We start from the raw sequence: 26,959 nt of genomic DNA on the forward strand, positions 1-26,959 counted from the left end.
GGGGAGGGGGATGGAAAACAGCCCCGCAAAACAAGATTTCTGCGGGGCTGTTGATAAGGTCGAATTAGGCCGCGTTTTCTTTTTTCAGCGGAATGCCCTTTGACATTTCCAGCATCCGTTCAAGCGGCTTGACCGCCGCAACACGCAAATCTTCGGGCATGATGATCTGCGGGCCGTTATTGACCAGACACAGATAAAGTTTTTCAAGTGTGTTCAGTTCCATGAACGGGCAGTTGTTGCACGCGCAGGACCCATCGGCACCGGGCACGGGAATGAATTCCTTGTGCGGGGCGGCTTTTTCCATCTGGTGGATGATGTGGGGTTCGGTCGCGATCAGGTATTTCTGATCCGGGCCGTTGATCACATATTCCAGAATGGCGCGGGTCGATCCGATGTGATCGGCATGTTTGAGAATGCCGTCATGGCATTCCGGGTGGGCCGCGATTTTGGCATCCGGGTTCTGGGTTTTAAGGCGGATCAGTTCGCGTTCGGAAAACTGTTCATGCACGATGCACGAGCCGTTCCACAGGGTCATGTCACGGCCGGTTTTTTTGGCCAGATACGTGCCAAGGTGACGGTCCGGTGCCCACAGGATCGGTTTATCAAGCGGGATCTGATCGATGATTTCAGCCGCGTTCGACGAGGTCACGATGATATCGGAGGCGGCCTTTACCTCGGCCGAGCAGTTGATATAGGTGACCGATACGTGATCGGGATGCTGTTCGCGGAATTTGCGGAACGGTTCGGGCTGGCACGAATCTTCGAGCGAGCAGCCGGCCTTTGAATCGGGCAGCAGCACGGTTTTGTTCGGGCTGAGGATTTTGGCGACCTCGGCCATAAAGCGCACACCGCAGAACACGATGACATCGGCATCGGTTTCGGCGGCCTTGCGCGACAGATCAAGGCTGTCACCGACAAAGTCGGCCAGATCCTGAATTTCTCCGTCCTGATAATAATGGGCCAGAATGATCGCGTTTTTCTCTTTCTTGAGGCGGGCGATTTCCGCTTCAAGATCAAGGGTCGGATCAATCTGCATTTCAGACATTGCGCCGGGCGCGGCCTCGGCGATGGTGGCAATCTGGTTCATGGCGTCGTCTCATCTCGCCTGTTGCAAGCCGGAGATAAGCAGCGGGGTCCGGCATTGCAAGTTAATGACAGTTTGAAACCTGAATATCGCCATTGGGCCGGTATGGCAAGGAATTGGGCGGCGATGAAGGGCAGCCATGCGTTCGCGACGGCATTTGTGAATACGCGATCATCAGTTTGCGGCGGTTATGGTATTCTTGTTGCGGGACAATTTGCCACAGATCGCCAGAGAGGGGACCGGGCATGAAATCGTATCGGGGATATGGGGTTTGGCTGCTGCTGTGTGTTTTGCTTTCGGTTGCGGGCAAGGCCGCCAGTGCCGCGGAATTGCAGGTGACGACGCCCACGGGAGAGGTTTCGGTTTATCAGACCGATGAATTGTTAAGCCACGCGGCGGCGCGCGAGATTACGGTGGTCGATGACGCGGCCTATGGCCGCGATATGACCTATCGCGCGGTGCCGGTTGCGTCCCTGATCGGGGATGCGGGTGCGGTGGACGACGAGACGGGGCTTGAGGTCATAGCCCTTGACGGGTTTGTTGCCAATATTCCCCTGCCGCTTGTGTTGCTTGAGGGCGATGAAACTGCACAGGCGTGGATCGCCATTGAGCCCGAAGATGCGCGCTGGCCGAACCTGCCGGGCAAGGAGGTTTCGGCCGGGCCGTTTTCGCTGGTGTGGGTTGATGCGGCGGTATCGCATATCCGGTCGGAACAGTGGCCCTATCAGGTGGCGAAAATCGGTTATGCCGCCTTTCCGGCAGCACGGTGGCCGCAGTTGGCACTTGGTGACGATGCCGCGGAAGATGCCAAGCGCGGGCAGGCGGTTTTCATTGATCAGTGTTTTGCCTGCCACCGGATGAACGGGGCGGGGATTACCGAACTGGGGCCGGATCTGAACCTGCCGATGAACCCGGTGGATTATTTCAAGCCCGATGCACTTGTGATGCTGATCCGTGATCCGGCATCGGTGCGCCATTGGCCCGATATGCAGATGCATGGATTTACGACTGATCAGCTTTCGGATGCGGAAATCCGTGATGTGATCGCCTATTTGCAGGCGATGGCAGGCAGGAAGGCCGAATAGGAATCTGGCGCGCCAAACCAGCCGGGACGGATGGTACATATCAGCGTTGCAGAACGCGAAGTGTGCATTTGCGCAGGATGCGGCCATAACCCACTGATCTGATGCACTAGGAAGTCTTTGATATGGATTGGGTTCCGTTCGTTTTTGGTACGATCAAGGTTGTCGCGTTGGGCACGGGCATGTTCTTTGCCATCAAGTGGCATTACGATCAGGGCAAGAAGATCGGCATGCGGGCTGTCCTTCGCGCCAGCGCCAAGATGGTCGCGATTTTCGTGCTGGCGGTTGTTATCCTTGGGGCGGTGACCTTCGGGCTTTCCAGTATGCTTGGGCTTGATCTGAGCTACTGATCATCGCCGGGTTAAAGAGCAGGATAAATAAATCGCAAAATAAAATCGGATTGCCGCGCGCCGCATCATTTTCGGTGCGATGGTTTTCTGTATCTATTCAAGGCGATATAAAAATAAAAAATATGTTCGTTGTATAAAATCAAAAAATATTCATATGATCAGACTTGGATATTTATTTCCAAATTTCATGGTCATTTCAATTTTTGTTTGAAATCAAACGTGGCAATGCGGGTTCGATCAGGAATTCGCAAGCGTCGCGCGTGAGGAAAACAAAAGCTGAAAAGCTGGCCACGGGAATGATCCCGTTGATTTTCCCGGATCAACGCGCCCTTGCGCGGTAGGAGCACTTTTTTGACAAACCGTACCACATCGAAAATCCTGAATTTTGCGCGGCCGTTCAGTCTGCGCGGGCTTGCGGAAGTTCTGCCGGCCGGGGCCTATAAGGTGATTACTGAAGAATCGCTTCCGGAAAACGTGACCTATCCGACCTATCAGTGGGTCTCGACCAAGATGCATCTGCATGCCAATGCGGACCGTGCGGGCGACATCCGCATGATGAATGTCGATCCGCGTGATCTTGAAGTTGCGCATCTGCGCGATCAGAAAATGATGGATTCCCGTCCGCGGGTGGCGTTTTCAGCGCACAAATCCAACAACCGCGCCAAACGCGTCTTCTGATTCTGGTACCCGGTCAGGAAAGCCTGACCGGCACACCGGCCCCATCAATCAGACCGAAAACCCGTAATATTCCCATTCCGCTGCACTGACCTTCAGCGCCATATGTTCGTATTCGGCCTGCTTTATGCGGGTGAAGGCGGTGTGGAAGCGGGGGCCGAGCGTGCGTTTGTTGAAATCGGACGCACCGAAGCGGTCAATGGCGTCAAGCCAATGGCGCGGCAGGTCGTTAGGGCCTTTGTCATGGCCGATTTCATCGGTACTTGGCTGGCCGGGATCGATTTTGTTTTCGATGCCGTCAAGGGCGGCCCCAAGGGTGACGGCGGCGACCAGATAGGGGTTGGCGTCAACGCCCGCGATGCGGTGTTCGAAATGCCGGGTTTTGCCCGGTGTGCCCGGCACACGAAGCGCCACGGTGCGGTTTTCAACACCCCAGTCATCGGATGCCGGGGAATACATGGCGGATGCAAATCTGCGCCATGAATTCATGAAGGGGGCCAGGATCAGCATGGTGTCGCCAATCGTGCCGCGAATGCCGCCGATGGCATTGAGCATCAGGGGGCTCAAGCTTCCGTCCGCCTGATCGGCAAACAGGTTGTTGTCGTTTTCGTCCGCCAGCGAGAGGTGCAGGTGCATGCCCGAACCGGCTTCGGTGCCAAACGGTTTGGGCATGAAGACGGCCTCCATCCCGAAACGGCGTGCGCAGGTGCGGATCAGGCGTTTGGCGATGATGACATCGTCGGCTGCGCGCATCAGATCGCGATAGCGGATGGTCATTTCATACTGGCCCGGCCCATATTCGGAAATCAGGGTTTCAAGCGTCAGATCAAGATGCTTGGCACCTTCGTAAACCGCATCAAAAAGCGGCGACATTTCATCGATTTCATCGACCGACATGGTGTTGCGAAGGGGTGACCGGCGTTTGGTCATGGCATAGGATGCCGGGTGATAAAGCCCGCCCGCGTCGGCATCCCGGTCCACCAGATAAAATTCCAGTTCGAACGCGCCCATCGGAGTAAGCCCGAGATCATTGGCGCGCTTGACCTGATTTAAGAACACATTGCGCGGATCGACATCGTGCGGGGTTGCGTCCTCGTTATACATGCTGATCAGGAGCTGCCCGCGGCCCGTGTGGGGCAGATAGCCGAGCGTTCCGGGTACTGGCCAGCAACGACCATCGCCGCCGCCGCCGGTCTGGACCAGCCCGCAATCATCAACATCCTCGCCCGTGACATCCTGGCCGAAGATCGAGGTCGGCAATCCGCGCCCGGATTTATAGATGCCTTCAAGCTCGTGACGGCGGATCATCTTGCCGCGTCCGATGCCGTGAAAATCGGTCAGGATGATGTCGATGGCCTCGACATCGGGGTATTTGGCAAGGAATGCCGCGGCCTCGGACATATTGGAGCCGCTGGGGGATGAGGGGGCAGGGGCGTTGGTGCTGGACACGGGTGGTATTCCTGATGGGGGGCGGTTTTGGTTTTAGCCCTGATAACGGCGGAAGAAATAGCGATCCTGCGGGACGCCTTCGGGGAGCGGTTCGGCAATGGTGCCGGGCACGTCGATTTTCTGATCGGAGGCGACAATCGCGCCCTTGATCAGGGACGGCGGCAGGGTTTTGCCGATGAAAGAGGCGATTTTAGCGTTGAGCGCCTCGTCCCCCGTTCCGACATCGGAATGGACCAGTGCGACCTTGCCAGCAAAGCGTTCAACCGCCATTGGCAGGGTTTCGAAAATGTCGCCCAGAAACAGGTGATCGTCATCGGGGATGCATTTCGGGTGGGCAGCGATCTGGCGGTCAAAGACAAAGATTTCGCGATCAGGCATGATTTCACGCAAATGATCGAAGGTGCGGCCATTGCCAAGCCCGATTTCAAGAACAATACCGTCATGGTCCTTGATCATTTCGGCGGCGGCATTCAGGCAGTCGCGCTGGGCCTGCAGGCGGCGGATGACGCTGTTAAGGCGGGACATTTATTCTTGTTCTCCGGGCGGTGAGGGTGAAATCGCGATATCATCCGAAAGCGGCCCGGTGCAAGGTGGTTAACCCGCACCGGGGGCTTTGAACGGGGTATCAGCCCTTGAAAATCGTGGCGTCAAAGGCCGGGACGCGGGCGCGGAAGGCATCGAGCCATGTGACGAGGGCGGCGTAAGTTTCGCGCCATTTGCCATCAAAGCGCAGATCAAGATAACCGAGCGCACAGGCAACCGCAACATGGCCGATGGTCAGGTCGCCAGCCAGTGACGGCGGGCTGGCTTCGAGCTGATCAAGGGCGCGTTTGACCTTGTCAGACTGATAGGACAGCCAGTCGGATGAACGTTTTTCTTCGGGGCGCATGCGGTTTTCGTAGACTTGCAGGATTGCGGCATCGACGATGCCATCGCCCAGCGCCTGAAGGGTCAATGCTTCCCACCGGGCGTCGCCTTCGGTCGGATGCAGGGTGACGCCATCGACCTGCGCATCAAGATATTCGCAGATCACGCGGCTATCGAAAATCTTGCGGCCATCATCAAGGATCAGGATCGGGATTTTGCCAAGCGGGTTTTGTGCGCGCAGGCTGTCAGCCGGATCGTTGGTGTTGGCCAGCTCGATGGTCAATTGATCGTAAATGCCAAGAATTTTGGCGACAATCTTGACCTTGCGGCCAAAGGGGGACGGGTCGCTGGAGCGCAGGATCATTGGGGTGCCTCGATATAATTCAACAGTTTGAACGCAGTGTAAGGGGGAAATGCCGTTTCGAAGAACCCCAAATTTCGCGATTGTGGAAATCTGGCCGGGAAAGGGGCATCAACTCCGACGGTAATCCGGGGAATTGCCCTGTTCTGTGCCGGTTTCGCCCAGCCGGGCAAGGTGCAGTTCACGGGCCAGGCGGATGGAGGGCCGCAGGGCAAAACACACCGACCCGATGATGAAAAGCCACGTTCCGGTGTGCATCAGATCGTCATAAAGGAACATGATGCTGCCGATGACGAACAGAACCGCGGCCAGCCAATCGACGGTGGTATAGGCGATTTCATAGGCGCTATAGACCTGCCGGTGGCGTGAGGATGCGTCAAAACGGCGGCTTTGGAAAAGCTTCATGCGTGGCTCCCGTTTTGGGGTGGGTTGTTTTTCCGTAACGCATGATGGCGGCAAACGTTCTTGAATATGTGGCCTATCGCCGAGCGCGGGGGTGGGTGCCATGATAGACGGCCATCAGGCGTTCGGTATCGACCGAGGTATAGCGTTGGGTGGTCGAGAGCGAGGCGTGGCCCAGCAGATCCTGAATGGTGCGCAGATCACCACCACCGGCCAGAAGATGGGTGGCAAAGGAATGGCGCATGGCGTGCGGGGTGGCGGTATCGGGCAGGTTCAGAAGGCTGCGTATTTTGCGCATTTCGCGTTGGGCGACCTGTGCGACCAGCCGCCCGCCGCGCGCGCCAACAAAAAGCGGTTCATTGCCGTTCGGCGCATAGGGGCAGGCGCGGACATAATCATCAATCGCATCGCGGACGATTTGCAGGACCGGGACAAGGCGCTGTTTGTTGCCCTTGCCGGTGATGACCATCGAATCGCCCGTCGGGCGTTGATTGGCATTAAGGTCGAGTGCCTCGGATATACGCAACCCGCAGCCATAAAGCAGGGTGAACAGCGCCAGATTGCGTTTGGCAAGCCACGGTTCATCCTGCCACGCGCCGGCATTGTCAAGGACGGCCATCGCATCGGCGGGGCTTAACGGTTTGGGGACCGATTGCGGCAGTTTCGGATTGCGGATCGAATTGACCGCCGCGTTCTGGCCGCGCCCGGTGCGATCCAGAAAGCGATAGAAATTGCGCAGTGATGACAGCGCACGCGCAGTCGAGCTTTTGGCCATACCATCCATACTGCGCCGGGCAAGCCAGCTTCGGAAGTCGCGCGGGTTTAATTGCAGAAGAACGGTAATATCGGGTGTGTCGCCCTTATGCCCCCGGACAAAACCAAGGAAGGCATAGAGATCGGCGAGATAATTTTCGGTGGTGTGATCGGAGGCGCGCCGTTCGGCGGAAAGCCATTGCCGCCAGTCGGCAATGGCATCGCGCACATCTTCGGGCAGGGTCAGGGCCATAAGCCCCTTATTCATTGCGCCGGTGTCAGCCATCGACGCACACCAAATTCGATCACGGAGGCGAGGAACATGATCAGGTCATGAGCCTGTGCCGGGCTGAAATAATCGGGTTCGGCGACGCCAAAGGCGACAATCCCGACCGGATCGCCATAAAAGGGTGCGACGCGGACAATGGCGGCGGAGCGGATATTATCGGCCTGCGGGCCAAAAATCGCCTCGTCCCCGGCATTGTCGGGCAGAAGCCAGACATCGTTTTCCTCGCCCAGGACCTGATCAACCGCACCGGCGGTCAGGCGACGGACACGGCCGCCGCAACGCGGCACCGTGGCGTCTTCGCTTTCTTCAAAGCACAATGCGATGGCGTCAAGATCAAGCAGTTCGGGCACAAGGTCCTGCAGGGCTTCGACGAAGACATCAAAGCCGCGTGCATTGAGCAGGGCCAGAACCGCACGGTGGATGCGGCTTTGGGTTTCGAGGTTGGATTTGGAGATATTGATCAGTTCGCTGGTGGCACCGCGCAGCTTTTCGCGTTCATCACGCAGGCGGGTGACGACATATTGCTGCATGTCGGCAATGCCTGAGCCCAGTTCGCGCACCGGCATGTCGAGGCTGTCAAGCAGGTCCGGCCGGTTGGCAAAAAAGTCGGGATGTTCGGCGAGGTAGGCCGCGACGTCGTCGGCGCGCAATGCTGTCTTTTCCATCTGATCCGGTAATTTGCAGTGAAACGAAAAACCCGGCAGCCACAATGCGGGCTGCCGGGTTAAATGCGTGTTAAGGACCGGTGATAAACCTGATCCTTGGCCTGATTTGTCGGTCTTAGAGGATCGACTGGCCGGTTTTTGCCCAATCGGCAACAAAGGTTTCAAGGCCCTTGTCGGTCAGCGGGTGTTTGAACAGCTGGCCAAGAACCTGCGGCGGGATGGTGACGACGTCGGCACCGAGACGGGCCGAATCGACAACATGCTGCGGGCCGCGTGCGGACGCGACGAGGATTTCGGTCTGCCAGTTCGGATAGTTGTTGTAAACTTCGGCGATGTCGGCAATCAGCTGCATGCCATCGGACGAGATATCGTCAAGGCGGCCAACGAATGGCGAGACATAGGTCGCACCGGCCTTGGCGGCCAGAATGGCCTGACCGACCGAGAAGCAAAGGGTGACGTTGGTCTGGATGCCTTCGTCGGTGAAGGTGCGGCAGGCTTTGAGCCCGTCCGGGGTCAGCGGCAGCTTGACGACGACATTGTCGGCGATTTTCGCAAGTTTGCGGCCTTCGGCAACCATGGTTTCATAGTCGGTCGCGGCAACTTCGGCGCTGACCGGGCCGTCAACCACGTCACAGATTTCCTTGATCAGATCAAGGAACGAACGGCCGGTTTTGGCAACCAGCGACGGGTTGGTGGTCACGCCATCAACGAGGCCGGATTTGGCGATTTCGCGGATTGCGTCGATGTCGGCGGTGTCGATGAAAAACTTCATTGGATTTCCTGCTCAGGAGCTTTTGAAGATCGTTGTTCGATGATGCGGTTAGCTGATAGGGTCCGGTTCCATTCAAATGACGGTACCAGACGCCCAGTGCTGTGGGACCGTTTTCTTTTGTGCCACAAGCCGGTTATGCATAATCATGCGACCAACCCAGAGGCATCCTGACGGGGTTTATAATATATGAGCGCCGCAAAGGCCATATCGGGAAATCTGTTTGGTAATGATCCGGCCTTTCAGGTGACGGGTGAAACGATCAGTGTTCTGCCGCCGCTGCCCTTGGCGGGCCCGTATGATTATCTTGTCCCCGAGGGTCTGAGCGTTCAGCCCGGCGACTTTGTCGAAATTCCACTGGGCCGTCAAACCCAGCGCGGCGTCGTCTGGGGTAAGGCCAGGGGCGACGTCGACCCGGCCAAGCTGCGCGAAATTTATGGCGTTTTGCAGGCACCGCCAATGGCCGATGTGACGCGAAAGTTCGTCGATTGGGTGTCGGCCTATACCATGGCACCGCAGGGGGCGGTGTTGCGCATGGCGATGAGTGTTGCCGACGCGCTGGAGCCGCCCAAGCCGATTTTCAGATTTACCCTTGCCGATCCGGCAGAAGGGGAAGGCGATGGCGAAAGCAGCCTTCGCATGACACCGCCGCGCAAGCGGGTGATGGCGTTTCTGCGTGACCATCCGCCGATGGAACAGGCTGATATCATGCGCGAAACCGGTGCCGGGGCCAGCGTGATCAAGGGGCTGGTCGAAGCAGGCGTCGTCCGGCGTTTGATGGTCACCCCGCCATCGCCGTTTGACGACCCCGACCTTGATATTGAGCGCCCGCATTTGTCCGAGGCACAGGAACGCGCGGCGGACATGCTGTGTGCCAAGGTGGCGGGGGATGGGTTTTCGGTCACGTTGCTGGATGGCGTGACCGGGTCGGGCAAGACCGAAGTTTATTTCGAGGCAATTCGAACCGCGTTGGAGGCGGGACGGCAGGTGGTGGTCCTGTTGCCGGAAATCGCCCTTTCGGCGCAATGGTTGCAGCGGTTCCGCGACCGATTCGGCGTTGAGCCGGCCCTTTGGCATTCCGAAGTCGGGCAGGCGCGGCGGCGCGATACATGGCGGGCGGTGGCCGATGGATCGGCAAAGCTTGTGGTCGGGGCACGATCCGCATTGTTTTTGCCCTATGCCAATCTGGGCCTGATCGTGGTGGATGAAGAACACGAACATGCGTTCAAGCAGGAAGACGGCGTGATTTATCATGCGCGTGACATGGCGGTGGCGCGTGCGCATCTGGGCGGGATACCGGCGATTCTGGCGTCCGCCACCCCGTCGCTTGAGACCCTGGCGAATGTCGAAGCCGGGCGGTATGAGCGGGTCGAGCTTTCGGAACGCCACGGCATGGCGGTTTTGCCAAGTGTCGAGATTGTCGATATCCGGCAGGACAGGCCGGAACGGCAACGCTGGATCACGCCGACCTTGAAAAAGCGGCTGGCGGAGACATTTGCCGCCGGGGAACAGGCGATGCTGTTCTTAAACCGGCGGGGTTATGCGCCGCTGACCCTTTGCCGGGCCTGCGGGCACCGGTTCCAGTGCCCGAACTGTACCGCGTGGCTGGTGGAGCATCGGGCATGGGGCAAATTGCAATGCCATCATTGCGGCTATCAGGCCAAGGCCCCCGATAGCTGCCCGGCCTGCGGGGCGGAGGAAAAGCTTGCGGCGTGCGGGCCGGGGGTGGAGCGGCTTTATGAGGAAGCGGTCGAGACATTCCCGCAAATCCGGATCGAGGTCGCGACATCGGACAATATCGCCGGGCCAAAGGCGGCGGCGGAGCTTGTCAATCGGGTGCATAATCACGAGGTTGATTTGCTGATCGGTACGCAGATATTGGCCAAGGGCTATCATTTCCCGATGCTGACCCTTGTGGGGGTGGTCGATGCCGATCTTGGCCTTGCGGGTGGGGATCTGCGCGCGGCCGAACGCAGTTATCAGTTGATGACCCAGGTGGCGGGGCGGGCCGGACGCGGGGATCGACCCGGCACGGTGTTGCTGCAAACCGCCGACCCGTCCAACCGGGTGATCAAGGCGATTGCCGCGGGCGATCGAGATGCGTTTAACGAGGTTGAATTATCCCAGCGCATGACGCATGGCATGCCGCCGCATGGAAGGTTGGCGGCCCTGATCATTTCGGGGAAAAAGGAAAACGAGGTCGATGAAGCCGCATGGCGGATTGGCCGGGCGGCACCGCGCGGTGATGGCATTGTCGTTCTGGGACCGGCCCCGGCCCCGTTATCGTTGCTGCGCGGGCGGTATCGCCGCCGTTTCCTGATCCGGGCGGATAAACAGGTGCGGTTGCAGGCGATGATCCATGACTGGTTATCAAAGGTGAAAACACCGGGCAGTGTCCGGGTACAGATCGATATTGATCCTTACAGCTTTATGTAGGGTCAGTTCGGATTCAGTTCTGATATTGCGACTGCCACCAGTCGAGCCCGTCCGGGCCGAGGTAATCCTGAAAGATGGTGGCAAGGCGGCCATCATTGCGCATTTCGCGGATGATCTGGTCATAGCGTTTGAGAAACGCGTCCTTGTCCGGGTAATCCGACGCCTTTGAAAACACGTTATAATAGGGCGCGCGGCGAAGCGGCGGATAGATGAAGGCGATCTGTTCGCGTTGCCCGTTGCGCAGGGTTTCGTAAAGCGTGCTGAGGTAATTGACCGGCACGACATCAAAACGGTTTTCCAGCAGCATCGGGATCAGAAGATCGTTCTTGGCGACGATTTCGATATCAAGCCCGGATTGCCAAAAGGTATCGGTATAGGAATATTCCGCCGCCGCCCCGACGCGATGACGCGCCAGATCGGAAAAATCATTAAACGTGATCCGGTCCCGGTCTTCAATCCGCACGGCAAAGCGCCAATCGAGCAGAAGATGGGCTTCTTCGGGGTAGTTCAGATACTGGCTGCGTTCGGCGTTTTGCGACAGGGTCAGGATGATGTCGCTGCTGCCGTTCTGGGCATTATGCAGAAGGCGGCGGCCATTATCGACAAGCTGAAAGCGGTAATCGGTGATGCCCATATCGTTGAGCACTTCGGTCATGATGTCGATATCAATGCCACGCGGATCACGGTCGACCATCCATTTCAGCGGGGCTTCGGACAGGCCTTCGATGATCAGGGTGCGGGCATTTGCGGCCAAAGGAAAAGCAATAACGCACAATGTTGCGGTCAGGGCGCACAAATTCTCTAGGCGATATCGGAGCAACCTCGCCATATGCACGAACTTCCGGCATCGTGCCATATATTGTCTCCCGTCATGCTTGCGGGTTATGGATAGCCCAGATTTTTAAATCCCATGGATAAGATTTGATGACGAATGTTAAAAATTCAACAAGCGTGAGCGAAAGCCAGCAAAGCATATGTGACTGGGCCGAAAAGATTTTTGGCCCGGTGGCCGATCCCCGTGCGCTTGTCACGCGTGCGATGACGGAGATGAAGGAACTTGATGAGGCGGTTGTTGACCGCGATCTTTCGGAAATCGGGCGCGAAGCGGCGGATGTGATCATTTTGCTGTATCGGCTGGTCGATCAGTTCGGTCTGGACCTTGATCACGAAGTGCAGGCGAAAATGGCGATCAACCGGGCGCGGCAATGGTCGGCCAAGGGCGATGGCACCGGGTCGCATATCTAGGGTCCTGACCCTGATTGGCGGATCGGGCCACCGGTAGGGTGACCCGACGCGATGATATCAGTTGGCGCTGTAGACCTTGCTGGACTTGCTGGTGAGCCAGGCCGGGATGGATTGCTTTTTGGTGCCGACGGTGGCGCTGTTGAAATTGTCGGCTTCGAGATAGACGTGGATGGGGCTGATGCCCTCGGCACTCATCCAGCTATCGGAGGGTACGTCTTCGGCCGGGGTTTCGGACAGCGGGGCGGTCACGGCATCGCAGGCGATTTTGTAAACCGTGGTTTTACCGCCGAATGCATTGAGGCGGCTATCAGCCATGGCCCTGTAATCCGCCGATGTCAGATCGACAAAAACGGAAATTGCGGTTCCGGCCTGATCCTGATCATCGTAATAGGCGCGCGAGGCGGATGGCACGAAGGGGCTGGCGGTGCCGGTTTCGACAAAACGGAAATAGCCGGTGCTGCATGCGAAGGCATTGATCGGAAGCAGCAGGGCAAGGCCTGCAATCAGCAGGCCGGCCAGAGGGGACATCGAGGGCAGTTTCATTTGAACCTCCTTGGGGATGACATGGGTGTCCGGAATTGACGCCGGGAAGGTTCGAATGTGATGTCGATTACACTTTTTGATCGGAAAAAACGGTTATCGATCAGGGGTTGTACGGACGGCATCGTCGAAAAAATCGGGGATTCGTTCCTTAAAGGTGATTTCCCAAAGACAGAATCCGCCGATGGCGGGAGAGGTGGCATTATAAAATAGTTGTAAAAAGCCTCGAAACGCGAGCGATCCGGGGCTGTTTTGCCCCAACTTCAGTAAAGAATGAAAAAGACCGCCCAAATGGCGTTGCGCGGGGGTTGCCCCTGTCATGGACATGTGATACCAAACGCTCGCTTCTCGGCGGGAACACCTTCCGAGAGACCATTTTTTTATACGTATCCGAGTCGTTCTCATAACCAGAATTGAGGGCTTTCACCGGTGTCCCAAAATACTGCCGCGACCGGGCTTCAAGGGCGTTACGCCACAGCATTATTCGAATTGGCCCAGTCGGCCGATGCGCTTGATGCTGTCAAAAGCGATCTTGAATTGCTCGACCAGGCCATCGTCGAAAGCGATGACCTGCGGAATGTGCTCCGTAGTCCCGTGATTTCCCGGGATGTGCAGGCCAAGGCAATGGCGGCCCTTCTGGACAAGCTTGGCGTTTCCGAGTTGACCAAGAAGACCGTTGGCGTTCTGTGTCAGAAACGCCGCCTTTTCGTTCTGCCGGATGTTATCAGTTCCTACCTTTCCATGCTCTCAGCTTTCAAAGGCGAAGTGACCGCACAGGTGACGTCGGCTTCCGAGCTGAAGAAAGAGCAAATCGAAGCCGTTACCGGCGCTCTTAAAGAAGTTGTCGGTGCCACTGTCAAAGTGGACCTGAATGTCGATCCGGCGGTTCTTGGCGGCCTTGTCGTCAAGGTCGGTTCCCGGGTTTTTGATGCCTCGCTTCGTACCAAATTGCAGAAGCTCGAGCTCGCTATGAAAGGGGTTGCGTGATGGAAATCCGCGCCGCGGAAATCTCCGCTATTCTTAAGGATCAGATCGCCAATTTTGGCGCTGAAGCCGAAGTTGCCGAAGTCGGTCAGGTTCTGTCTGTCGGTGACGGTATCGCCCGTGTTCATGGTCTTGACAATGTTCAGGCCGGTGAACTGGTCGACTTCCCGGGTGGCATCAAGGGCATGGCCCTGAACCTTGAGGAAGACAATGTCGGTATCGTTATTTTCGGTTCCGACCGTACCATCAAGGAAGGCGACCAGGTCAAGCGTACCGGTGCCATCGTTGACGTGCCGGTTGGCAAGGAGCTGCTGGGCCGCGTTGTTGACGCGCTTGGCAATCCGATCGACGGTAAAGGTGAACTGGGTGCGAAAGAACGTCGTCTTGCTGACGTCAAGGCACCGGGCATCATCCCGCGTAAATCGGTTCATGAGCCGGTCCAGACCGGTATCAAGTCGATTGACTCGCTGATCCCGATTGGCCGTGGCCAGCGCGAGCTGATCATTGGTGACCGTCAGACCGGTAAAACCGCGATCATCATCGACACCATCCTGAACCAGAAGCCGGTGAACGATGCAGCGAAATCCGACAGCGACAAGATGTTCTGCATCTATGTTGCGGTTGGTCAGAAACGTTCGACCGTTGCACAGGTTGTGAAGGTTCTTGAAGAACGTGGTGCGATGGAAAACACCATCGTTGTTGCCGCGACCGCTTCTGATCCGGCGCCGATGCAGTTCCTGGCACCGTTCGTTGCCTGCGCAATGGGTGAATATTTCCGCGACAATGGCATGCATGCCACCATCTTCTATGATGATCTGTCGAAACAGGCTGTTGCCTATCGCCAGATGTCGCTGCTTCTTCGCCGCCCGCCGGGACGTGAAGCTTTCCCGGGCGACGTTTTCTATCTGCACTCCCGTCTGCTGGAACGTGCTGCGAAAATGAATGACGAAAACGGCGCTGGCTCGCTGACCGCACTGCCGGTTATCGAAACCCAGGGTAACGACGTTTCGGCGTTTATTCCGACCAACGTGATTTCGATCACCGACGGTCAGATCTTCCTTGAAACCGACCTGTTCTATAAGGGCGTTCGCCCGGCTGTGAACGTTGGTCTGTCGGTTTCGCGTGTGGGTTCGTCCGCGCAGATCAAGGCAATGAAACAGGTTGCCGGTTCGATCAAGCTGGAACTTGCCCAGTATCGTGAAATGGAAGCTTTCGCACAGTTCGCATCGGATCTTGATCCGGCGACCCAGAAACTGCTGGCACGTGGCGCACGTCTGACGGAACTGCTCAAGCAGCCGCAGTATTCGCCGCTTAAAGTGGAAGAACAGGTTGTTGTGATCTATGCCGGTGTGAAGGGTTACCTTGACGGTGTGGAAGTTGGCAAAATTCGTGCTTTCGAAGAACAGTTCCTGAACGATATCCGTTCGACCGGTTCTGACATTCTTGATGCGATCCGCACCGAGAAGGTTCTTTCGGAAGCCACCGAAACGAAGCTCAAAGCGTTCCTCGACAAGTTCGCGAAAACCTTCGCGTAAGTCTGAAATTTAGGCGAAGGAGGAAACGCAATGGCTAGTTTGAAGGATCTGCGCTCGCGCATTGCCAGCGTCAAATCGACGAAGAAAATTACTTCGGCGATGAAGATGGTGGCGGCCTCCAAGCTCCGCCGTTCGCAGGATGCAGCAGAAGCAGCCCGTCCCTATGCGGATCGCATGGGGACGATGCTGGGACGGCTTGCAGCCGCGGTTGGTGGCGCACAGGGGGCACCGAAGCTTCTGGCAGGTACCGGCAAGGATGATGTGCATCTGCTCGTCGTCTTTACCGCGGACCGTGGCCTTTGCGGTGGTTTCAACGCATCGATCATCAAAGCAACCCGTATCAAGGTCCGCGCCCTTCGCGCGGCTGGCAAAACGGTGAAGCTGATCTGTGTTGGCCGCAAGGGTGCCGATGCGCTCAAGCGTGAATTTGGTGACGCGATTGTCGCCCGGTATACTGGCGTCGAAGGCAAGAAGGGGATTGATTTCTCTGCTGCTACCGACGTTGCTGACAAAGTTCTGGCGCTGTACGAAGAAGGCGAATTTGACGTCTGCTCGATCTTCTATAACAAGTTCGTGTCAGCAATTTCGCAAGTCGTGACCGAACAGCAGCTGGTACCGTTCGCGGTGCCGGAAGCCGACGGGCAGGAAGAAGCTACCGGTTCTTCTGCGGTTTATGAATATGAACCGTCCGAAGAAGCCATTCTGGCTGATCTGCTGCCGCGTAATGTCGGGGTCCAGATTTTCGGTGCGATGCTGGAAAGCAGTGCATCCGAGCACGGTGCGCGTATGTCCGCGATGGATAACGCAACCCGCAATGCCGGCGATATGATCGACCGACTGAGCATCCAGTACAACCGCTCACGTCAGGCCCAGATCACCAACGAACTGATTGAAATCATTTCCGGCGCCGAGGCTTTGTAAGCGGGTCGCAGGAACTAACGGATAGTTTTGTCCGAGCAGGAGACAATACCTATGGCGAACAAGAAGGCGGGGAAAATTTCCCAGGTTATGGGCGCCGTCGTCGACGTTAAATTCGACGGCGATCTGCCTCCCATTCTGAACGCGCTGCATGTTGACAACAACGGCCAGCGTCTGGTTCTTGAAGTTGCACAGCACCTTGGTGAGAATGCCGTCCGTACCATCGCGATGGACACCACCGAAGGTCTGCGTCGCGGTCAGGAAGTCATTGATACCGGTGACGCGATCCTGGTTCCGGTTGGTCCGGAAACCCTTGGTCGTATCCTGAACGTCATCGGAGAGCCGGTCGACGAACGTGGTCCGGTCAACGCAAAAATGACCTCTCCGATCCACCGTGAAGCACCGTCCTTCACCGATCAGTCAACCGACACCGAAATCCTGGTTACCGGCATCAAGGTCATCGACCTGATCGCGCCGTACACCAAGGGTGGTAAAATCGGTCTGTTCGGCGGTGCGGGCGTGGGTAAAACCGTTCTCATCATGGAACTGATCAACAACGTGGCAAAAGGCCACGGCGGTTATTCGGTTTTCGCAGGTGTTGGTGAACGTACCCGTGAAGGTAACGACCTCTATCACGAGATGATGGATTCGGGCGTTATCAACCCGGAAGGTGCATCCAAAGCCGCACTGGTTTATGGCCAGATGAACGAACCCCCGGGAGCACGTGCACGTGTTGCTCTGACCGGTCTGACGATTGCGGAATATTTCCGTGATGAAGAAGGCCAGGACGTTCTGTTCTTCGTCGATAACATCTTCCGCTTTACCCAGGCGGGTTCGGAAGTGTCGGCACTTCTGGGTCGTATCCCGTCTGCCGTGGGTTATCAGCCCACACTGGCAACCGACATGGGTGCGCTTCAGGAACGTATTACCTCGACCAAAAAAGGTTCCATTACCTCGGTCCAGGCCATTTACGTCCCTGCCGATGACTTGACCGACCCGGCACCGGCAACCTCGTTTGCCCACCTTGATGCGACCACGACGCTCAACCGTCAGATTGCCGAGCTTGGCATCTATCCGGCTGTTGATCCGCTCGACAGTACCTCGCGTGCGCTTGATCCGGGCGTTATCGGCAAGGAACACTACGAGACCGCCCGTGAAGTGCAGCGTATCCTTCAGACCTATAAGGGTCTTCAGGACATCATCGCAATTCTCGGCATGGACGAGCTTTCGGAAGAAGACAAACTGGTCGTGGCCCGTGCCCGTAAGATCCAGCGTTTCCTTTCGCAGCCGTTCCACGTTGCAGAAGTCTTTACCGGTACTCCGGGCGTGTTCGTTCAGCTCGAAGACACCATCAAGGCATTCAAGGCCATCTGTGCTGGTGAGTATGACCACATGCCTGAACAGGCATTCTACATGGTCGGCACCATCGAAGAAGCCATCGAGAAAGCCAAGAAGATGGCCGAAGCTGCCTAAGGCAGCTTCGGTCCCCCTTCCCATACGGGAGAGAGGACTGTCATGACTGATACGACTGTATTGGAACTTGTTTCGCCGTCTGCCCTGCTCAAATCCGAGCCGGTCGAGATGGTCGTTGTTCCGGGCACGGACGGGAATTTTGGCGTGCTGCCGAAGCATTCGCCGATGATCTCGACCATTCGCCCCGGTGTCATCGACATCTATGCAGGTGGCAAGGTTTCCGAACGTATCTTCGTTGCCGGTGGCGTCGCCGAGGTTAACCCCGAGCGTTGCACCATTCTGGCCGAAGAAGCGGTTCCGGTTTCCGATATCAAGGCCGATGAAGCCCAGGCACGTCTTGAGACCGCGCAGGCGGATCTGAAGGCGGCAACCACGGCGCATGACAAGGCGAATGCCGAGCGTGCGCTTGAGGTTGCCCGTGCGCAGATTGCCGCACTGTCCAACTGATCATCGATCTTCGACTTTGTTAAAAAGGCCGCTGTTGTGCAGACAGCGGCCTTTCTGCTTTTGGCATGTCAGAAGGGCTGATTGGGAAAGCGTGATGGGGGTAGCCGTAACCGGCGGCGGGATCAGGGGGACGGGGTCAGGGCAAGACCGAGCCAGAAAGATTCGATCATCTTCATCAGTTCGATGAATTCCGTGACATCGACCGGTTTGCGCAGATAGCAGTTCGCCCCCGCCGCATAGCACAGATCCACATCATGTTCGGCCCCCGACGTGGTCAGCACGATCACAGGGATCGAGGCGGATGACGGATCATTCCGGATTTCGCGCAGCATTTCGCGGCCATCCTTGCGGGGCATGTTCAGGTCCAGCAGGATCAGGCGGGGTCTTGGCGCATTGCGATAGGGGCCATCCTGTTGCAGGAACTGGCGCGCGGTCATCGCATCCTTGACATGATGCAGCGTAACCGGGTGGGTGAATTCACGGAGCGCTTCCTGAACCAATCGGGCGTCGCCCGGATTGTCTTCTATCAGCAGCAAATTGCTTACGGCCCCGCTTGCACCGGCGATCATGCGACGTCCTTATTCTTTTGGATGGGGAATGTCGGAAACTCCCCCTTTTGATAGATGAGAATTATAGTCAATCTTTTAGGGGAATTGAAGAAAAAGACAGAATAAATTCAATCTTGTAGGCGAAAAGTTTGAAATTTCTGAATCCGGTTCACTTTTTCAATGGGTCAAATTTGAGGAAACAGAACGCCAAATCAATAGGATACAGGCGAAAGTTTGATCAAAATACTATCCTTGCGTATTATTTGGCTGGCTGCATTCGTATGGGTGTAAACAGAAAAAACGCACCGCGATTTTTCACGGTGCGTTCGATTCTGGGTGATGAATGATGGTGGCCGTTTGGGGCCGGTCAATTCGCAGGGATGCCCAGTTCATCGGCCAACCCGGCAAAGCGGGTCAGGAGATCGGTATCATCGGAAAATACCTGTCGGGCGTTGTCATAGGCCTGCTTTGCCTGATCGGGTTGGCCGATCACCATATAGGCGCGGATCAGACGGGCCCAGCCTTCGGGGTTTTCCGGGTTTTCCGCCAGCTTGTCGGCCAGCTGTGACACCATGCCAAGGATCATTTCCTGACGTTCTTCGGGCGACATTTCGGCGGCTGCTTCCATGTCTTCGCGCGAGGGTCCCCCAGGCCCGGCAGGGGCGTTTGAGGCCATTGGCGGGGTGATCTTGATCCGGCCTGTAATGTCGATCCCCTGGGCGAGGGCGGCTTCGTCGATCCGGGCCAGCACCATCGGAAGCCATCCGGCATCGGACGGCGCACCATTCACCAGCACGATCCAGCGATCAATCGCGGCAGCGACATTGCCGTTCTGCGCATCGGCAAGACCGAGGAAATACTGGATGCGGGGGTCCTTGCTGCCGGATTGGGCGGCTTCTTCGAGTGCGCCGCGGGCGATTGTGTTGACCTGGCCGTTATTCGCCCGGATGACGCTTTCGGCATACATCGCCAGATAATCACCATCGCGACCGGATTGCTTGACCGCTTCGAGGAAGGCGGTCTGGGCTTCTTCGGCGCGCCCAAGCGCCATCAGACTGGCGCCAAGCAGTTCCCAGCCTTTGAGGTCATCGGGATTTTCAAGCAGGCGGTTTGACAGGTCCTGTACCGCGCGGTTCAGCGCGTCATTGCGGCTGGCGTCATTTTCGCTGGCCTGCCGGGCGGCCATGATTTCGTCAGTACGGCTGGCAATGGGGCGATCACGAAGGTCGGGGCGGCCAAGATCCAGATAAAGGCCGATACCGCCGACAAACAGAAGCAGGGTAAAGATCGCAACAGCCGGGCGCAGGCGGGAGATGCGCGTTGCGGCCTCGTCGGATTGCTGGCGGGTGCTGATGCGCTGATCGGTGGCAAGGATGCGGCGCTGGACTTCGGTGCGGGCGGCGTCGGCCTGTTCGCCGGTCAGAACGCCGCGTTCGATGTCGCGGCCGATTTCGGCAAGCTGGTCGCGGTAAACCGCAAGATCGCGTTGCAGTTCGTCTTCGTCCATGTCGGCAAGGTGATCATCACCCGCATCGGCACTGGCGGAACGCGCATTTCGCAAGATCGGCCAGAGGACGTAACCCGCCACCAGAGCCGTCAAGGCGCCAAGAACAATCCAGATGGTCATTGAGAATCCTATTCGGCGGGTACGGTGTGAACCGTTTTGGTGGAGCGGGCAGGGGCACCGACGCGATAACGACGATCGGAGAGCGACATCAGACCACCCAGCACCATGATGATGCCACCGGCCCACATCCACGGGATCATCGGTTTGACATAGAAGCGCGTCACCCATTTGCCGCTGGCGTCTTCATCGCCGATGACAGCATAGATATCGCCGGTGAAACCGGACCGGATTCCGGCCTCGGTCGTGGGCATGCCTTCGACGGTGTAGACGCGCTTTTCCGGGGTAAGCGTTATGGTGCGTTCGCCCGGGGTTGCGATGGTGATGGTGGCCTCGCGGGCGAAGAAGTTCGGCCCCTGATATTCGCGAAGGCTGCTGAGCGTGAAGGTATGGCCCGAAACAACCGTGCTTTCACCGATGGCAAGCGATTGAACCGATTCTTCGGTCCATGCCTGTGATCCGGTGATCCCGGCAATGACAATCGCCATCCCGGCATGAGCCAGCATGGTGCCGTGTGCCGAGCGTGGCAGATTGCGCATCCGGCGGAAGCTGGTCGAGAGCGGTTCGCGGAAAAGCTTGATCCGTCCGGCCCATTCCAGCATCGTTCCAACAAACAGCCAGATCGCCAGCCCCATGCCAAACAGGGCAAAGGCCGGACCACCGGCAAGCCAGTAGGTGACGATCAGAACGAGGATCACGGCGGCAATGGCGATTTTGAGCTTGCCCAGAACCGCAAACAGATCGGCACGTTTCCAAGGCATCATCGGCCCGAATGCCATGGCAATGATCAGGGGCGTCATGATCGGAACGAAGGTGGAATTGAAGAACGGCGCGCCGACCGAAATCTTTTCACCGGTCAGGGTTTCAAGCAGCAGCGGATAAAGGGTGCCGAGCAGCACCATGGCCGCGGCAATCGAGAGCAGCACGTTGTTGAAAACAAGTGCGCCTTCGCGCGAGATCGGCTGAAACAGACCGCCGCCCTTCAGGGTTGGCGCGCGCCACGCATAAAGGGCCAGCGACCCGCCCACCGTCAGACACAGCAGGAACAGGATAAACACCCCGCGCGTCGGATCGGTGGCAAAGGCATGAACCGATGTCAGCGCGCCCGACCGCACAAGGAAGGTGCCGAGCAGCGAGAAGGAAAAGGCAAGGATCGACAGGAAGATCGTCCAGCTTTTGAGCGCGTCACGTTTTTCAACGACAATCGCCGAATGCAAAAGCGCGGTTCCGGCCAGCCACGGCATGAAGGATGCGTTTTCAACCGGGTCCCAGAACCACCAGCCACCCCAGCCAAGTTCGTAATAGGCCCACCAGGAGCCAAGCCCGATCCCGGCGGTCAGGAACATCCATGCGGCCAGTGTCCAGGGACGGACCCAGCGCGCCCATGCCGGATCAACCCGACCTTCGATGAGCGCGGCGACGGCAAAGGCAAAGGCCACCGAGAAACCGACATAGCCGAGATAAAGGAACGGCGGGTGAATGGCGATGCCGGGGTCCTGAAGCAGCGGGTTCATGCCTTCGCCGTTGAGCGGCGGATTAATCACGCGTTCGAACGGGTTAGACGTCAGAAGGATGAACAGCAGGAAGCCGAGGGCAATCAAGCCCATGACGCCAACGACGCGCGCCAGAAGGCTTGGCGGCAGGTTCTGGCCAAAGCCCGCGACAGCAGCCGAAAACAGGGTCAGGATCATCACCCAGAGCAGCATCGAGCCTTCGTGGTTGGCCCAGACGCCGGTGATTTTATAGATCAGCGGTTTGGAGGTGTGGCTGTTGGCGACCACATTGACGACCGAGAAATCGGATGTGACATAGGCATATGTCAGGGCGGCAAAGCTTGTACCGACAAGGGCAAAGCAGGCAATTGCCAGACGTGGCGCAATTTTCAGAAGTGCGACATCACGCCGCGATGCGGCCAGAAACGGGATGGTCGACTGTGCCAATGCCACCACGAGTGACAGCACCAGGGCATAATGTCCGATTTCAACAATCATAAGTGGGCCTGTTGTTTGCTCTTATCCGCCTGCGGGGCTGATATAGTCGCTCCGGTCTGGTTTGAAAACCTTGCGGAATATCAAATATGCGCTATTTGCTGCACAGGCGAAGGTCAAAGTATGGCAATAGTCATTACATATTACGCCAATTCACGATATAAAACCGCAATCAGCGAGCGGAAATTGAAGACCAAGGGTCTGTAGAACATGAGTCAATGTCCTGTCATTGACATCGCGCAAAGGGAAATATGGGCACGTCGGGCAACCACGGCCTCTATTGTCATTGCTGCGACGCTGATTGCCATCAAGGCCGCCGGTTGGTTCATGACCGATTCCGTCAGCCTTCTGTCTTCGATGATTGATAGCATGCTTGATGTCGGGACGTCTGTGATCAACTTCATGGCGGTCCGAAGCGCATGGCGCCCGGCCGATCACGATCACCGTTTTGGCCATGGCAAGGCCGAACCGCTGGCGGGGCTTTTCCAGTCTGCCTTCATGATCGGGGCGGCCATTCTGGTTCTGGCGGAGGCCGGATCGCGGCTTGCCGAACCGCAGCCGATCCGGTTTGCGGTTGAAGGCGTGTGGATCATGTCGATCTCGCTTGTCATGACCGTCGGGCTTGTGTTGCTGCAACGAAAAGCGGTGCGGATGTCCGGGTCGTTGGCGGTTGACGCCGATTCGATGCATTACACCAGCGACATCCTGTCCAATCTGGCGGTGATTGTTGCCCTTGTTGCAGGTTTTTCCGGCCTGAACTGGGCCGATCCGGCGATTGGCGGCATGGTGGCGCTTTTCCTGCTTTATTCCGCGGTCAAGGTCGGGCGCAATTCGGTTTCGGTCCTGATGGATCAGGAATTGCCGGAATCGGACAGCCAGCGGATCATCGAACTGACGATGAAAAACGCGTCCGTGATCGGCATTCACCGTCTGCGCACCCGGTCATCGGGCGTGCATCGCTTTGCCGAGATCGAACTGATCATGGATGGCGGGATGCTGATGCGGGAATCGCACACCATCTGCCATCAGGTGATGGACAGCATCCGGGCGGAATATCCCGATCTGGATATCACGATCCATCCCGAACCGCCCGAAGACATCCATCTCGACGAGTTTAGCGGTTATACCGAAGACCCGGAATTCTGGCATACGGGCCGGGCGCGCAAGGCCGGTCAGGACAGTATTCCGGCGTCAAATGGCGAGCTGGCGACGGGGCGCTAGGTTTCGGGGGGCGGGTGTTTTCCACCAATTGACATTACCCGCATAACTTGTAACCCTGCAATCGATCACCTGGGGAGCCCCGACAAGGGGCTGAGAAACTGCTGGCTTTGCAGCGCAGTGACCCTTTGAACCTGATCCAGTTCATACTGGCGTAGGGATGGTGCGGATGCCGGCATATTTAAACTGTTTTGACCCGTGGGCAGTGCCTGTTTGTCATGGCGGTTTTCCCATCACCGGTCGGCATTTTTCATCAGCAGCCTCTCGCAGAACTGGGTCTCCATTGCCTTGATTGCAAAGGGGCCTTTTATGTCTGTTCCATCTACCAAAACCGATATCAGTATTGATGTCACCAGCGATGTTACAACCGGGCCGTTGCCCGCATCGCGCAAAATCCACATTACGGGATCGCACTTTTCCGATATTCGCGTACCGATGCGTGAAATTGCGGTTCATCCCACCGCAGGCGAACCACCGATCAGGGTTTATGATCCGTCGGGGCCTTATACCGACCCGGATGTTACGATTGACATTGCCAAGGGACTGCCACGACTGCGCCGAAGCTGGATCGCGGCGCGTGCTGATACCGAACGATATGCCGGGCGCGACATCAAACCCGAAGATAACGGCTTTGTCGAAAGTGAAAGCCATGCGGTTCCGGCATTTCCGCAAAGCCATGCGCCGTTGCGCGCAACTGGCGGGCGGGCAGTGACGCAACTGGCCTATGCTCGGGCCGGGATCATTACCGCCGAAATGGAATATGTCGCGATCCGTGAAAATCTGGGCCGGGCGGAAATGCGCGCCAATGCCAAGCGTGATGGCGAGGCATTCGGGGCGGTGATCCCCGATCATGTGACGCCCGAATTCGTGCGTGAAGAAATTGCACGGGGGCGCGCGATCATCCCGGCCAATATCAACCATCCCGAAGCCGAACCGATGATCATCGGGCGGAATTTTTTGGTCAAGATCAATGCCAATATCGGCAATTCGGCGGTGACATCATCAATGGCCGAAGAGGTTGAAAAGATGGTCTGGGCAACGCGATGGGGGGCGGATACGGTGATGGACCTGTCGACCGGGCGCAATATCCACAATATCCGCGACTGGATCATCCGCAATTCGCCGGTGCCCATCGGGACGGTGCCGATCTATCAGGCGTTGGAAAAGGTTGGTGGTATTGCCGAGGACCTGACATGGGAAATATTCCGCGACACATTGATCGAGCAGGCCGAACAGGGTGTGGATTATTTCACCATCCATGCCGGATTGCGGTTACATCACATCCCGTTAACAGTGGACCGGGTGACCGGCATCGTATCGCGCGGTGGGTCGATCATGGCGAAATGGTGCCTGCATCATCATCGCGAAAGTTTCCTGTATGAGCATTTCGCCGAGATCTGCGATATCTGCCGGGCGTATGACGTTTCCTTTTCGCTGGGCGATGGATTGCGGCCCGGATCGATTGCCGATGCCAATGATGCTGCCCAGTTTGCCGAACTCGAAACGCTTGGCGAACTGACCCGCATCGCGTGGGATCACGATTGCCAGGTGATGATCGAGGGGCCGGGTCATGTGCCGATGCATAAAATCCGTGAAAACATGGACAAGCAATTGTCGATTTGCGGCGAAGCACCGTTTTACACGCTGGGCCCGCTAACCACCGATATTGCGCCCGGCTATGATCACATTACATCGGGGATCGGGGCGGCGATGATCGGCTGGTTCGGGACTGCAATGCTGTGTTATGTGACGCCCAAGGAACATCTGGGCCTGCCGGACCGGGATGATGTGAAGACCGGGGTGATCACCTATAAGATTGCTGCCCATGCCGCCGATCTTGCCAAGGGGCACCCGGCGGCGAAGGCACGCGATGATGCGCTTTCGCGTGCGCGGTTTGAATTCCGCTGGGAAGATCAGTTCAACCTGTCGCTGGACCCGGAAACCGCACGGGCATTTCATGATCAGACCCTGCCGAAAGAGGCGCACAAGGTTGCGCATTTCTGTTCGATGTGCGGGCCGAAATTCTGTTCGATGCGAATTTCGCATGAAATCCGGGCCGATGTGCAGAAGGAAGGCATGGCGGCGATGGCGGAAAAATACCGTGATGGCGGGGATTTATACATGCCCCGAAACAACGGGAAATAAGCCTGTGAAAATGGCGGGCCCGGTGACGGACCCGCCTTCTTCTTTTGGTTTGCCGTGCCGAAAGGTTAAAGGACGGTCAGCATGCTGGCGACCAGCGGATGACGGACGATGTCCCGATCAGCCAGTTTGACGCAGGCGATGTCTTCGACATTTTCAAGACGGTCGGACATTTCCGACAGGCCCGACATTTCCGGCAGAAGGTCGGTCTGGTCCGGGTCGCCGGTCAGGATCATGGTTGAATTCCAGCCAAGGCGGGTGACCAGCATCTTGAGCTGCCCGTAGGTGCAGTTCTGGGCCTCGTCAATCACGACGAAGGCATTGTTGAGTGTGCGACCGCGCATATAGCCGATTGGCGCGATTTCGATCGTGCCGTCCGAAAGGTACTGCCGCAGGCGTTTGGCACCCAGGCGGTCATTCAGTGCATCGTAAAGCGGGCGAAGATAGGGGGCCATTTTGGCTTCGACGTCGCCGGGCAGGAAGCCGATATTTTCGCCAGCCTCGACCGCGGGGCGGGCCAGAACGATGCGGCCGATTTCGCCCTTGTCCAGTGCTTCGACGGCCTTGGAAACAGCGATGAAGGTTTTCCCGGTTCCCGCCGGGCCAAGTGCAAGGATGAGGTTGAAGGCATCGATTGCTTCCATCAGGGCCGCCTGATTTTCGCTTTTCGGGCGAATGTGGCGGCGGAAGCTTTGATCGCGTTGGCCGTTCTGAGGGACGTCACCCTGACCGTTCAGGGGATGCCAGTTTGACTTGTCACCGTCAAACAGCTCGTGAACGTTGGTGTCTGCCTGTTGCGGACGGCTACGACGGCGTGCTGCGCGCTTACCCATAAGTCACCTCATCAATTGTGCCAATAAAGCAAAACGCGCCATTCCATCATGGAAAGGCGCGCATTCAATTTTCATCTTGCGATGGAAGTGGCGGGTGGGTTCACCGCCGTTCGCAGCAACATGTTGCATCTGCGATCCGGGGGGCGAAAAATTCCGTTTTAGAACGTGCTCTCGCGTCACTCGGGAACCCCTCCTGCGGTCCAGTTATTGACCGTACAACAGAATCGTACGCCTACATCCTGTGTTTTGTCACTGTTTTTTATCTGATTAAATTTAAATGAA

26 protein-coding genes and 1 riboswitch are annotated in these 26,959 nt (G+C 57.3%); of the genes, 12 read left to right on the forward strand and 14 right to left on the reverse strand.

The genetic code is table 11. The features are described from left to right. Positions 1 to 64 precede the first annotated feature (64 nt). On the reverse strand, positions 65 to 1,087 hold the full coding sequence (gene nadA / locus SMB34_RS12290) for a quinolinate synthase NadA (protein ID WP_007089196.1): 1,023 nt from the start codon (positions 1,085 to 1,087) through the stop codon (positions 65 to 67). A 242-nt stretch (positions 1,088 to 1,329) separates the two neighbouring features. On the opposite strand from nadA, the gene SMB34_RS12295 reads away from it, so the two are divergent. The 3 genes from SMB34_RS12295 (at position 1,330) to SMB34_RS12305 (ending at position 3,194) form a co-directional block, all read left to right on the forward strand. Further along, positions 1,330 to 2,169 carry a c-type cytochrome gene (locus SMB34_RS12295; protein ID WP_037990463.1) on the forward strand — a complete coding sequence of 280 codons (840 nt, stop codon included), beginning with the start codon at positions 1,330 to 1,332 and terminating at the stop codon, positions 2,167 to 2,169. A 122-nt stretch (positions 2,170 to 2,291) separates the two neighbouring features. Further along, a complete protein-coding gene (locus SMB34_RS12300; protein ID WP_037990464.1) occupies positions 2,292 to 2,516 on the forward strand; it encodes a hypothetical protein in 225 nt (74 codons plus the stop codon). A 351-nt stretch (positions 2,517 to 2,867) separates the two neighbouring features. After that, positions 2,868 to 3,194, forward strand: coding sequence for a hypothetical protein (locus SMB34_RS12305; RefSeq protein WP_007089193.1), 327 nt, complete (start codon positions 2,868 to 2,870; stop codon positions 3,192 to 3,194). Between the two features lie 48 nt (positions 3,195 to 3,242). On the opposite strand, the gene SMB34_RS12310 is transcribed toward SMB34_RS12305, so the two are convergent. The 7 genes from SMB34_RS12310 to fsa all read right to left on the reverse strand — a co-directional run bounded on the left by SMB34_RS12310 (position 3,243) and on the right by fsa (position 8,749). After that, positions 3,243 to 4,640, reverse strand: a complete 1,398-nt coding sequence (locus tag SMB34_RS12310) for a glutamine synthetase family protein (protein ID WP_240478821.1) — start codon at positions 4,638 to 4,640, stop codon at positions 3,243 to 3,245. A gap of 33 nt (positions 4,641 to 4,673) precedes the next feature. After that, the gene (locus SMB34_RS12315) at positions 4,674 to 5,165 is read right to left on the reverse strand and encodes a class I SAM-dependent methyltransferase (protein WP_037990466.1); all 492 of its coding nucleotides are present in this window, start codon (positions 5,163 to 5,165) and stop codon (positions 4,674 to 4,676) included. 100 nt (positions 5,166 to 5,265) lie between these two features. Further along, a complete protein-coding gene (locus SMB34_RS12320; RefSeq protein WP_037990467.1) occupies positions 5,266 to 5,871 on the reverse strand; it encodes a glutathione S-transferase in 606 nt (201 codons plus the stop codon). 108 nt (positions 5,872 to 5,979) lie between these two features. Then, the gene (locus tag SMB34_RS12325; protein WP_037990468.1) at positions 5,980 to 6,273 is read right to left on the reverse strand and encodes a YrhK family protein; all 294 of its coding nucleotides are present in this window, start codon (positions 6,271 to 6,273) and stop codon (positions 5,980 to 5,982) included. A gap of 73 nt (positions 6,274 to 6,346) precedes the next feature. Further along, positions 6,347 to 7,309: a tyrosine recombinase XerC gene (locus tag SMB34_RS12330; protein ID WP_084716592.1), complete on the reverse strand. Its 963-nt coding sequence runs from the start codon at positions 7,307 to 7,309 to the stop codon at positions 6,347 to 6,349. Next, positions 7,288 to 7,977, reverse strand: coding sequence for a DUF484 family protein (locus SMB34_RS12335; protein ID WP_037990469.1), 690 nt, complete (start codon positions 7,975 to 7,977; stop codon positions 7,288 to 7,290). Before SMB34_RS12335 ends, SMB34_RS12330 begins: the two co-directional genes overlap by 22 nt. Before the next feature lie 115 nt (positions 7,978 to 8,092). Beyond that, positions 8,093 to 8,749 (reverse strand): fructose-6-phosphate aldolase, encoded by a 657-nt coding sequence (gene fsa, locus SMB34_RS12340; protein WP_037990470.1) that lies wholly within the window; start codon positions 8,747 to 8,749, stop codon positions 8,093 to 8,095. Between the two features lie 186 nt (positions 8,750 to 8,935). On the opposite strand from fsa, the gene SMB34_RS12345 reads away from it, so the two are divergent. After that, positions 8,936 to 11,182 (forward strand): primosomal protein N', encoded by a 2,247-nt coding sequence (locus SMB34_RS12345; RefSeq protein ID WP_037990471.1) that lies wholly within the window; start codon positions 8,936 to 8,938, stop codon positions 11,180 to 11,182. Between the two features lie 13 nt (positions 11,183 to 11,195). Here the strand turns inward: SMB34_RS12345 and SMB34_RS12350 are convergent, their stop codons facing one another. Next, on the reverse strand, positions 11,196 to 12,011 hold the full coding sequence (locus SMB34_RS12350) for a substrate-binding periplasmic protein (protein ID WP_240478822.1): 816 nt from the start codon (positions 12,009 to 12,011) through the stop codon (positions 11,196 to 11,198). 95 nt (positions 12,012 to 12,106) lie between these two features. On the opposite strand from SMB34_RS12350, the gene SMB34_RS12355 reads away from it, so the two are divergent. Beyond that, positions 12,107 to 12,427 carry a pyrophosphohydrolase domain-containing protein gene (locus tag SMB34_RS12355; RefSeq protein WP_084716594.1) on the forward strand — a complete coding sequence of 107 codons (321 nt, stop codon included), beginning with the start codon at positions 12,107 to 12,109 and terminating at the stop codon, positions 12,425 to 12,427. 57 nt (positions 12,428 to 12,484) lie between these two features. Here the strand turns inward: SMB34_RS12355 and SMB34_RS12360 are convergent, their stop codons facing one another. After that, entirely contained in the window at positions 12,485 to 12,970 is a 486-nt protein-coding gene (locus SMB34_RS12360) for a hypothetical protein (RefSeq protein WP_037990473.1), read from the reverse strand. Between the two features lie 426 nt (positions 12,971 to 13,396). Here SMB34_RS12360 and SMB34_RS12365 point away from each other — a divergent pair, with 426 nt between their 5' ends. The 5 genes from SMB34_RS12365 to atpC are packed head-to-tail and all read left to right on the forward strand — an operon-like array spanning position 13,397 to position 18,324. Next, entirely contained in the window at positions 13,397 to 13,954 is a 558-nt protein-coding gene (locus SMB34_RS12365; RefSeq protein ID WP_007089181.1) for a F0F1 ATP synthase subunit delta, read from the forward strand. After that, positions 13,954 to 15,486 carry a F0F1 ATP synthase subunit alpha gene (gene atpA, locus SMB34_RS12370; protein WP_007089180.1) on the forward strand — a complete coding sequence of 511 codons (1,533 nt, stop codon included), beginning with the start codon at positions 13,954 to 13,956 and terminating at the stop codon, positions 15,484 to 15,486. The genes SMB34_RS12365 and atpA overlap by 1 nt, the downstream gene beginning before the upstream one ends. Positions 15,487 to 15,516: 30 nt before the next feature. Then, positions 15,517 to 16,407, forward strand: coding sequence for a F0F1 ATP synthase subunit gamma (locus tag SMB34_RS12375; protein ID WP_007089179.1), 891 nt, complete (start codon positions 15,517 to 15,519; stop codon positions 16,405 to 16,407). Positions 16,408 to 16,458: 51 nt separating this feature from the next. Further along, complete coding sequence (gene atpD, locus SMB34_RS12380) at positions 16,459 to 17,877, forward strand: F0F1 ATP synthase subunit beta (RefSeq protein ID WP_007089178.1); 1,419 nt, start codon at positions 16,459 to 16,461, stop codon at positions 17,875 to 17,877. A gap of 42 nt (positions 17,878 to 17,919) precedes the next feature. Beyond that, complete coding sequence (gene atpC / locus SMB34_RS12385; RefSeq protein WP_007089177.1) at positions 17,920 to 18,324, forward strand: ATP synthase F1 subunit epsilon; 405 nt, start codon at positions 17,920 to 17,922, stop codon at positions 18,322 to 18,324. A 122-nt stretch (positions 18,325 to 18,446) separates the two neighbouring features. On the opposite strand, the gene SMB34_RS12390 is transcribed toward atpC, so the two are convergent. The 3 genes from SMB34_RS12390 to SMB34_RS12400 form a co-directional block, all read right to left on the reverse strand. Further along, positions 18,447 to 18,893, reverse strand: coding sequence for a response regulator (locus SMB34_RS12390; RefSeq protein ID WP_007089176.1), 447 nt, complete (start codon positions 18,891 to 18,893; stop codon positions 18,447 to 18,449). 346 nt (positions 18,894 to 19,239) lie between these two features. Then, the gene (ccmI, locus tag SMB34_RS12395; protein ID WP_037990474.1) at positions 19,240 to 20,499 is read right to left on the reverse strand and encodes a c-type cytochrome biogenesis protein CcmI; all 1,260 of its coding nucleotides are present in this window, start codon (positions 20,497 to 20,499) and stop codon (positions 19,240 to 19,242) included. Between the two features lie 8 nt (positions 20,500 to 20,507). Then, positions 20,508 to 22,487 (reverse strand): heme lyase CcmF/NrfE family subunit, encoded by a 1,980-nt coding sequence (locus SMB34_RS12400; RefSeq protein WP_037990475.1) that lies wholly within the window; start codon positions 22,485 to 22,487, stop codon positions 20,508 to 20,510. Between the two features lie 207 nt (positions 22,488 to 22,694). On the opposite strand from SMB34_RS12400, the gene SMB34_RS12405 reads away from it, so the two are divergent. Both SMB34_RS12405 and thiC read left to right on the forward strand, forming a co-directional pair. After that, positions 22,695 to 23,705 (forward strand): cation diffusion facilitator family transporter, encoded by a 1,011-nt coding sequence (locus tag SMB34_RS12405; protein WP_007089173.1) that lies wholly within the window; start codon positions 22,695 to 22,697, stop codon positions 23,703 to 23,705. A 60-nt stretch (positions 23,706 to 23,765) separates the two neighbouring features. Next, a riboswitch (TPP riboswitch) is annotated at positions 23,766 to 23,881 on the forward strand. A gap of 130 nt (positions 23,882 to 24,011) precedes the next feature. Next, positions 24,012 to 25,847 (forward strand): phosphomethylpyrimidine synthase ThiC, encoded by a 1,836-nt coding sequence (thiC, locus tag SMB34_RS12410; protein WP_051682291.1) that lies wholly within the window; start codon positions 24,012 to 24,014, stop codon positions 25,845 to 25,847. Between the two features lie 65 nt (positions 25,848 to 25,912). Here the strand turns inward: thiC and SMB34_RS12415 are convergent, their stop codons facing one another. Next, positions 25,913 to 26,677 (reverse strand): PhoH family protein, encoded by a 765-nt coding sequence (locus tag SMB34_RS12415; protein ID WP_007089171.1) that lies wholly within the window; start codon positions 26,675 to 26,677, stop codon positions 25,913 to 25,915. Between the last annotated feature and the right edge of the window lie 282 nt (positions 26,678 to 26,959).

This window comes from Thalassospira permensis NBRC 106175 (genome assembly GCF_000714555.1).
GTDB classification, from domain to species: Bacteria; Pseudomonadota; Alphaproteobacteria; order Rhodospirillales; family Thalassospiraceae; genus Thalassospira; species Thalassospira xiamenensis.

Bases quoted from the DNA above. Each gene is read 5' to 3' on its own strand.
- nadA (WP_007089196.1), bottom strand. From the start codon at position 1,087: ATGAACCAGATTGCCACCATCGCCGAGGCCGCGCCCGGCGCAATGTCT.
- SMB34_RS12295 (WP_037990463.1), top strand. From the start codon at position 1,330: ATGAAATCGTATCGGGGATATGGGGTTTGGCTGCTGCTGTGTGTTTTG.
- SMB34_RS12300 (WP_037990464.1), top strand. From the start codon at position 2,292: ATGGATTGGGTTCCGTTCGTTTTTGGTACGATCAAGGTTGTCGCGTTG.
- SMB34_RS12315 (WP_037990466.1), bottom strand. From the start codon at position 5,165: ATGTCCCGCCTTAACAGCGTCATCCGCCGCCTGCAGGCCCAGCGCGAC.
- SMB34_RS12320 (WP_037990467.1), bottom strand. From the start codon at position 5,871: ATGATCCTGCGCTCCAGCGACCCGTCCCCCTTTGGCCGCAAGGTCAAG.
- SMB34_RS12325 (WP_037990468.1), bottom strand. From the start codon at position 6,273: ATGAAGCTTTTCCAAAGCCGCCGTTTTGACGCATCCTCACGCCACCGG.
- SMB34_RS12330 (WP_084716592.1), bottom strand. From the start codon at position 7,309: ATGGCTGACACCGGCGCAATGAATAAGGGGCTTATGGCCCTGACCCTG.
- SMB34_RS12335 (WP_037990469.1), bottom strand. From the start codon at position 7,977: ATGGAAAAGACAGCATTGCGCGCCGACGACGTCGCGGCCTACCTCGCC.
- fsa (WP_037990470.1), bottom strand. From the start codon at position 8,749: ATGAAGTTTTTCATCGACACCGCCGACATCGACGCAATCCGCGAAATC.
- SMB34_RS12345 (WP_037990471.1), top strand. From the start codon at position 8,936: ATGAGCGCCGCAAAGGCCATATCGGGAAATCTGTTTGGTAATGATCCG.
- SMB34_RS12350 (WP_240478822.1), bottom strand. From the start codon at position 12,011: ATGGCGAGGTTGCTCCGATATCGCCTAGAGAATTTGTGCGCCCTGACC.
- SMB34_RS12355 (WP_084716594.1), top strand. From the start codon at position 12,107: ATGACGAATGTTAAAAATTCAACAAGCGTGAGCGAAAGCCAGCAAAGC.
- SMB34_RS12360 (WP_037990473.1), bottom strand. From the start codon at position 12,970: ATGAAACTGCCCTCGATGTCCCCTCTGGCCGGCCTGCTGATTGCAGGC.
- atpA (WP_007089180.1), top strand. From the start codon at position 13,954: ATGGAAATCCGCGCCGCGGAAATCTCCGCTATTCTTAAGGATCAGATC.
- SMB34_RS12375 (WP_007089179.1), top strand. From the start codon at position 15,517: ATGGCTAGTTTGAAGGATCTGCGCTCGCGCATTGCCAGCGTCAAATCG.
- atpD (WP_007089178.1), top strand. From the start codon at position 16,459: ATGGCGAACAAGAAGGCGGGGAAAATTTCCCAGGTTATGGGCGCCGTC.
- atpC (WP_007089177.1), top strand. From the start codon at position 17,920: ATGACTGATACGACTGTATTGGAACTTGTTTCGCCGTCTGCCCTGCTC.
- SMB34_RS12390 (WP_007089176.1), bottom strand. From the start codon at position 18,893: ATGATCGCCGGTGCAAGCGGGGCCGTAAGCAATTTGCTGCTGATAGAA.
- ccmI (WP_037990474.1), bottom strand. From the start codon at position 20,499: ATGACCATCTGGATTGTTCTTGGCGCCTTGACGGCTCTGGTGGCGGGT.
- SMB34_RS12400 (WP_037990475.1), bottom strand. From the start codon at position 22,487: ATGATTGTTGAAATCGGACATTATGCCCTGGTGCTGTCACTCGTGGTG.
- SMB34_RS12405 (WP_007089173.1), top strand. From the start codon at position 22,695: ATGAGTCAATGTCCTGTCATTGACATCGCGCAAAGGGAAATATGGGCA.
- thiC (WP_051682291.1), top strand. From the start codon at position 24,012: ATGTCTGTTCCATCTACCAAAACCGATATCAGTATTGATGTCACCAGC.
- SMB34_RS12415 (WP_007089171.1), bottom strand. From the start codon at position 26,677: ATGGGTAAGCGCGCAGCACGCCGTCGTAGCCGTCCGCAACAGGCAGAC.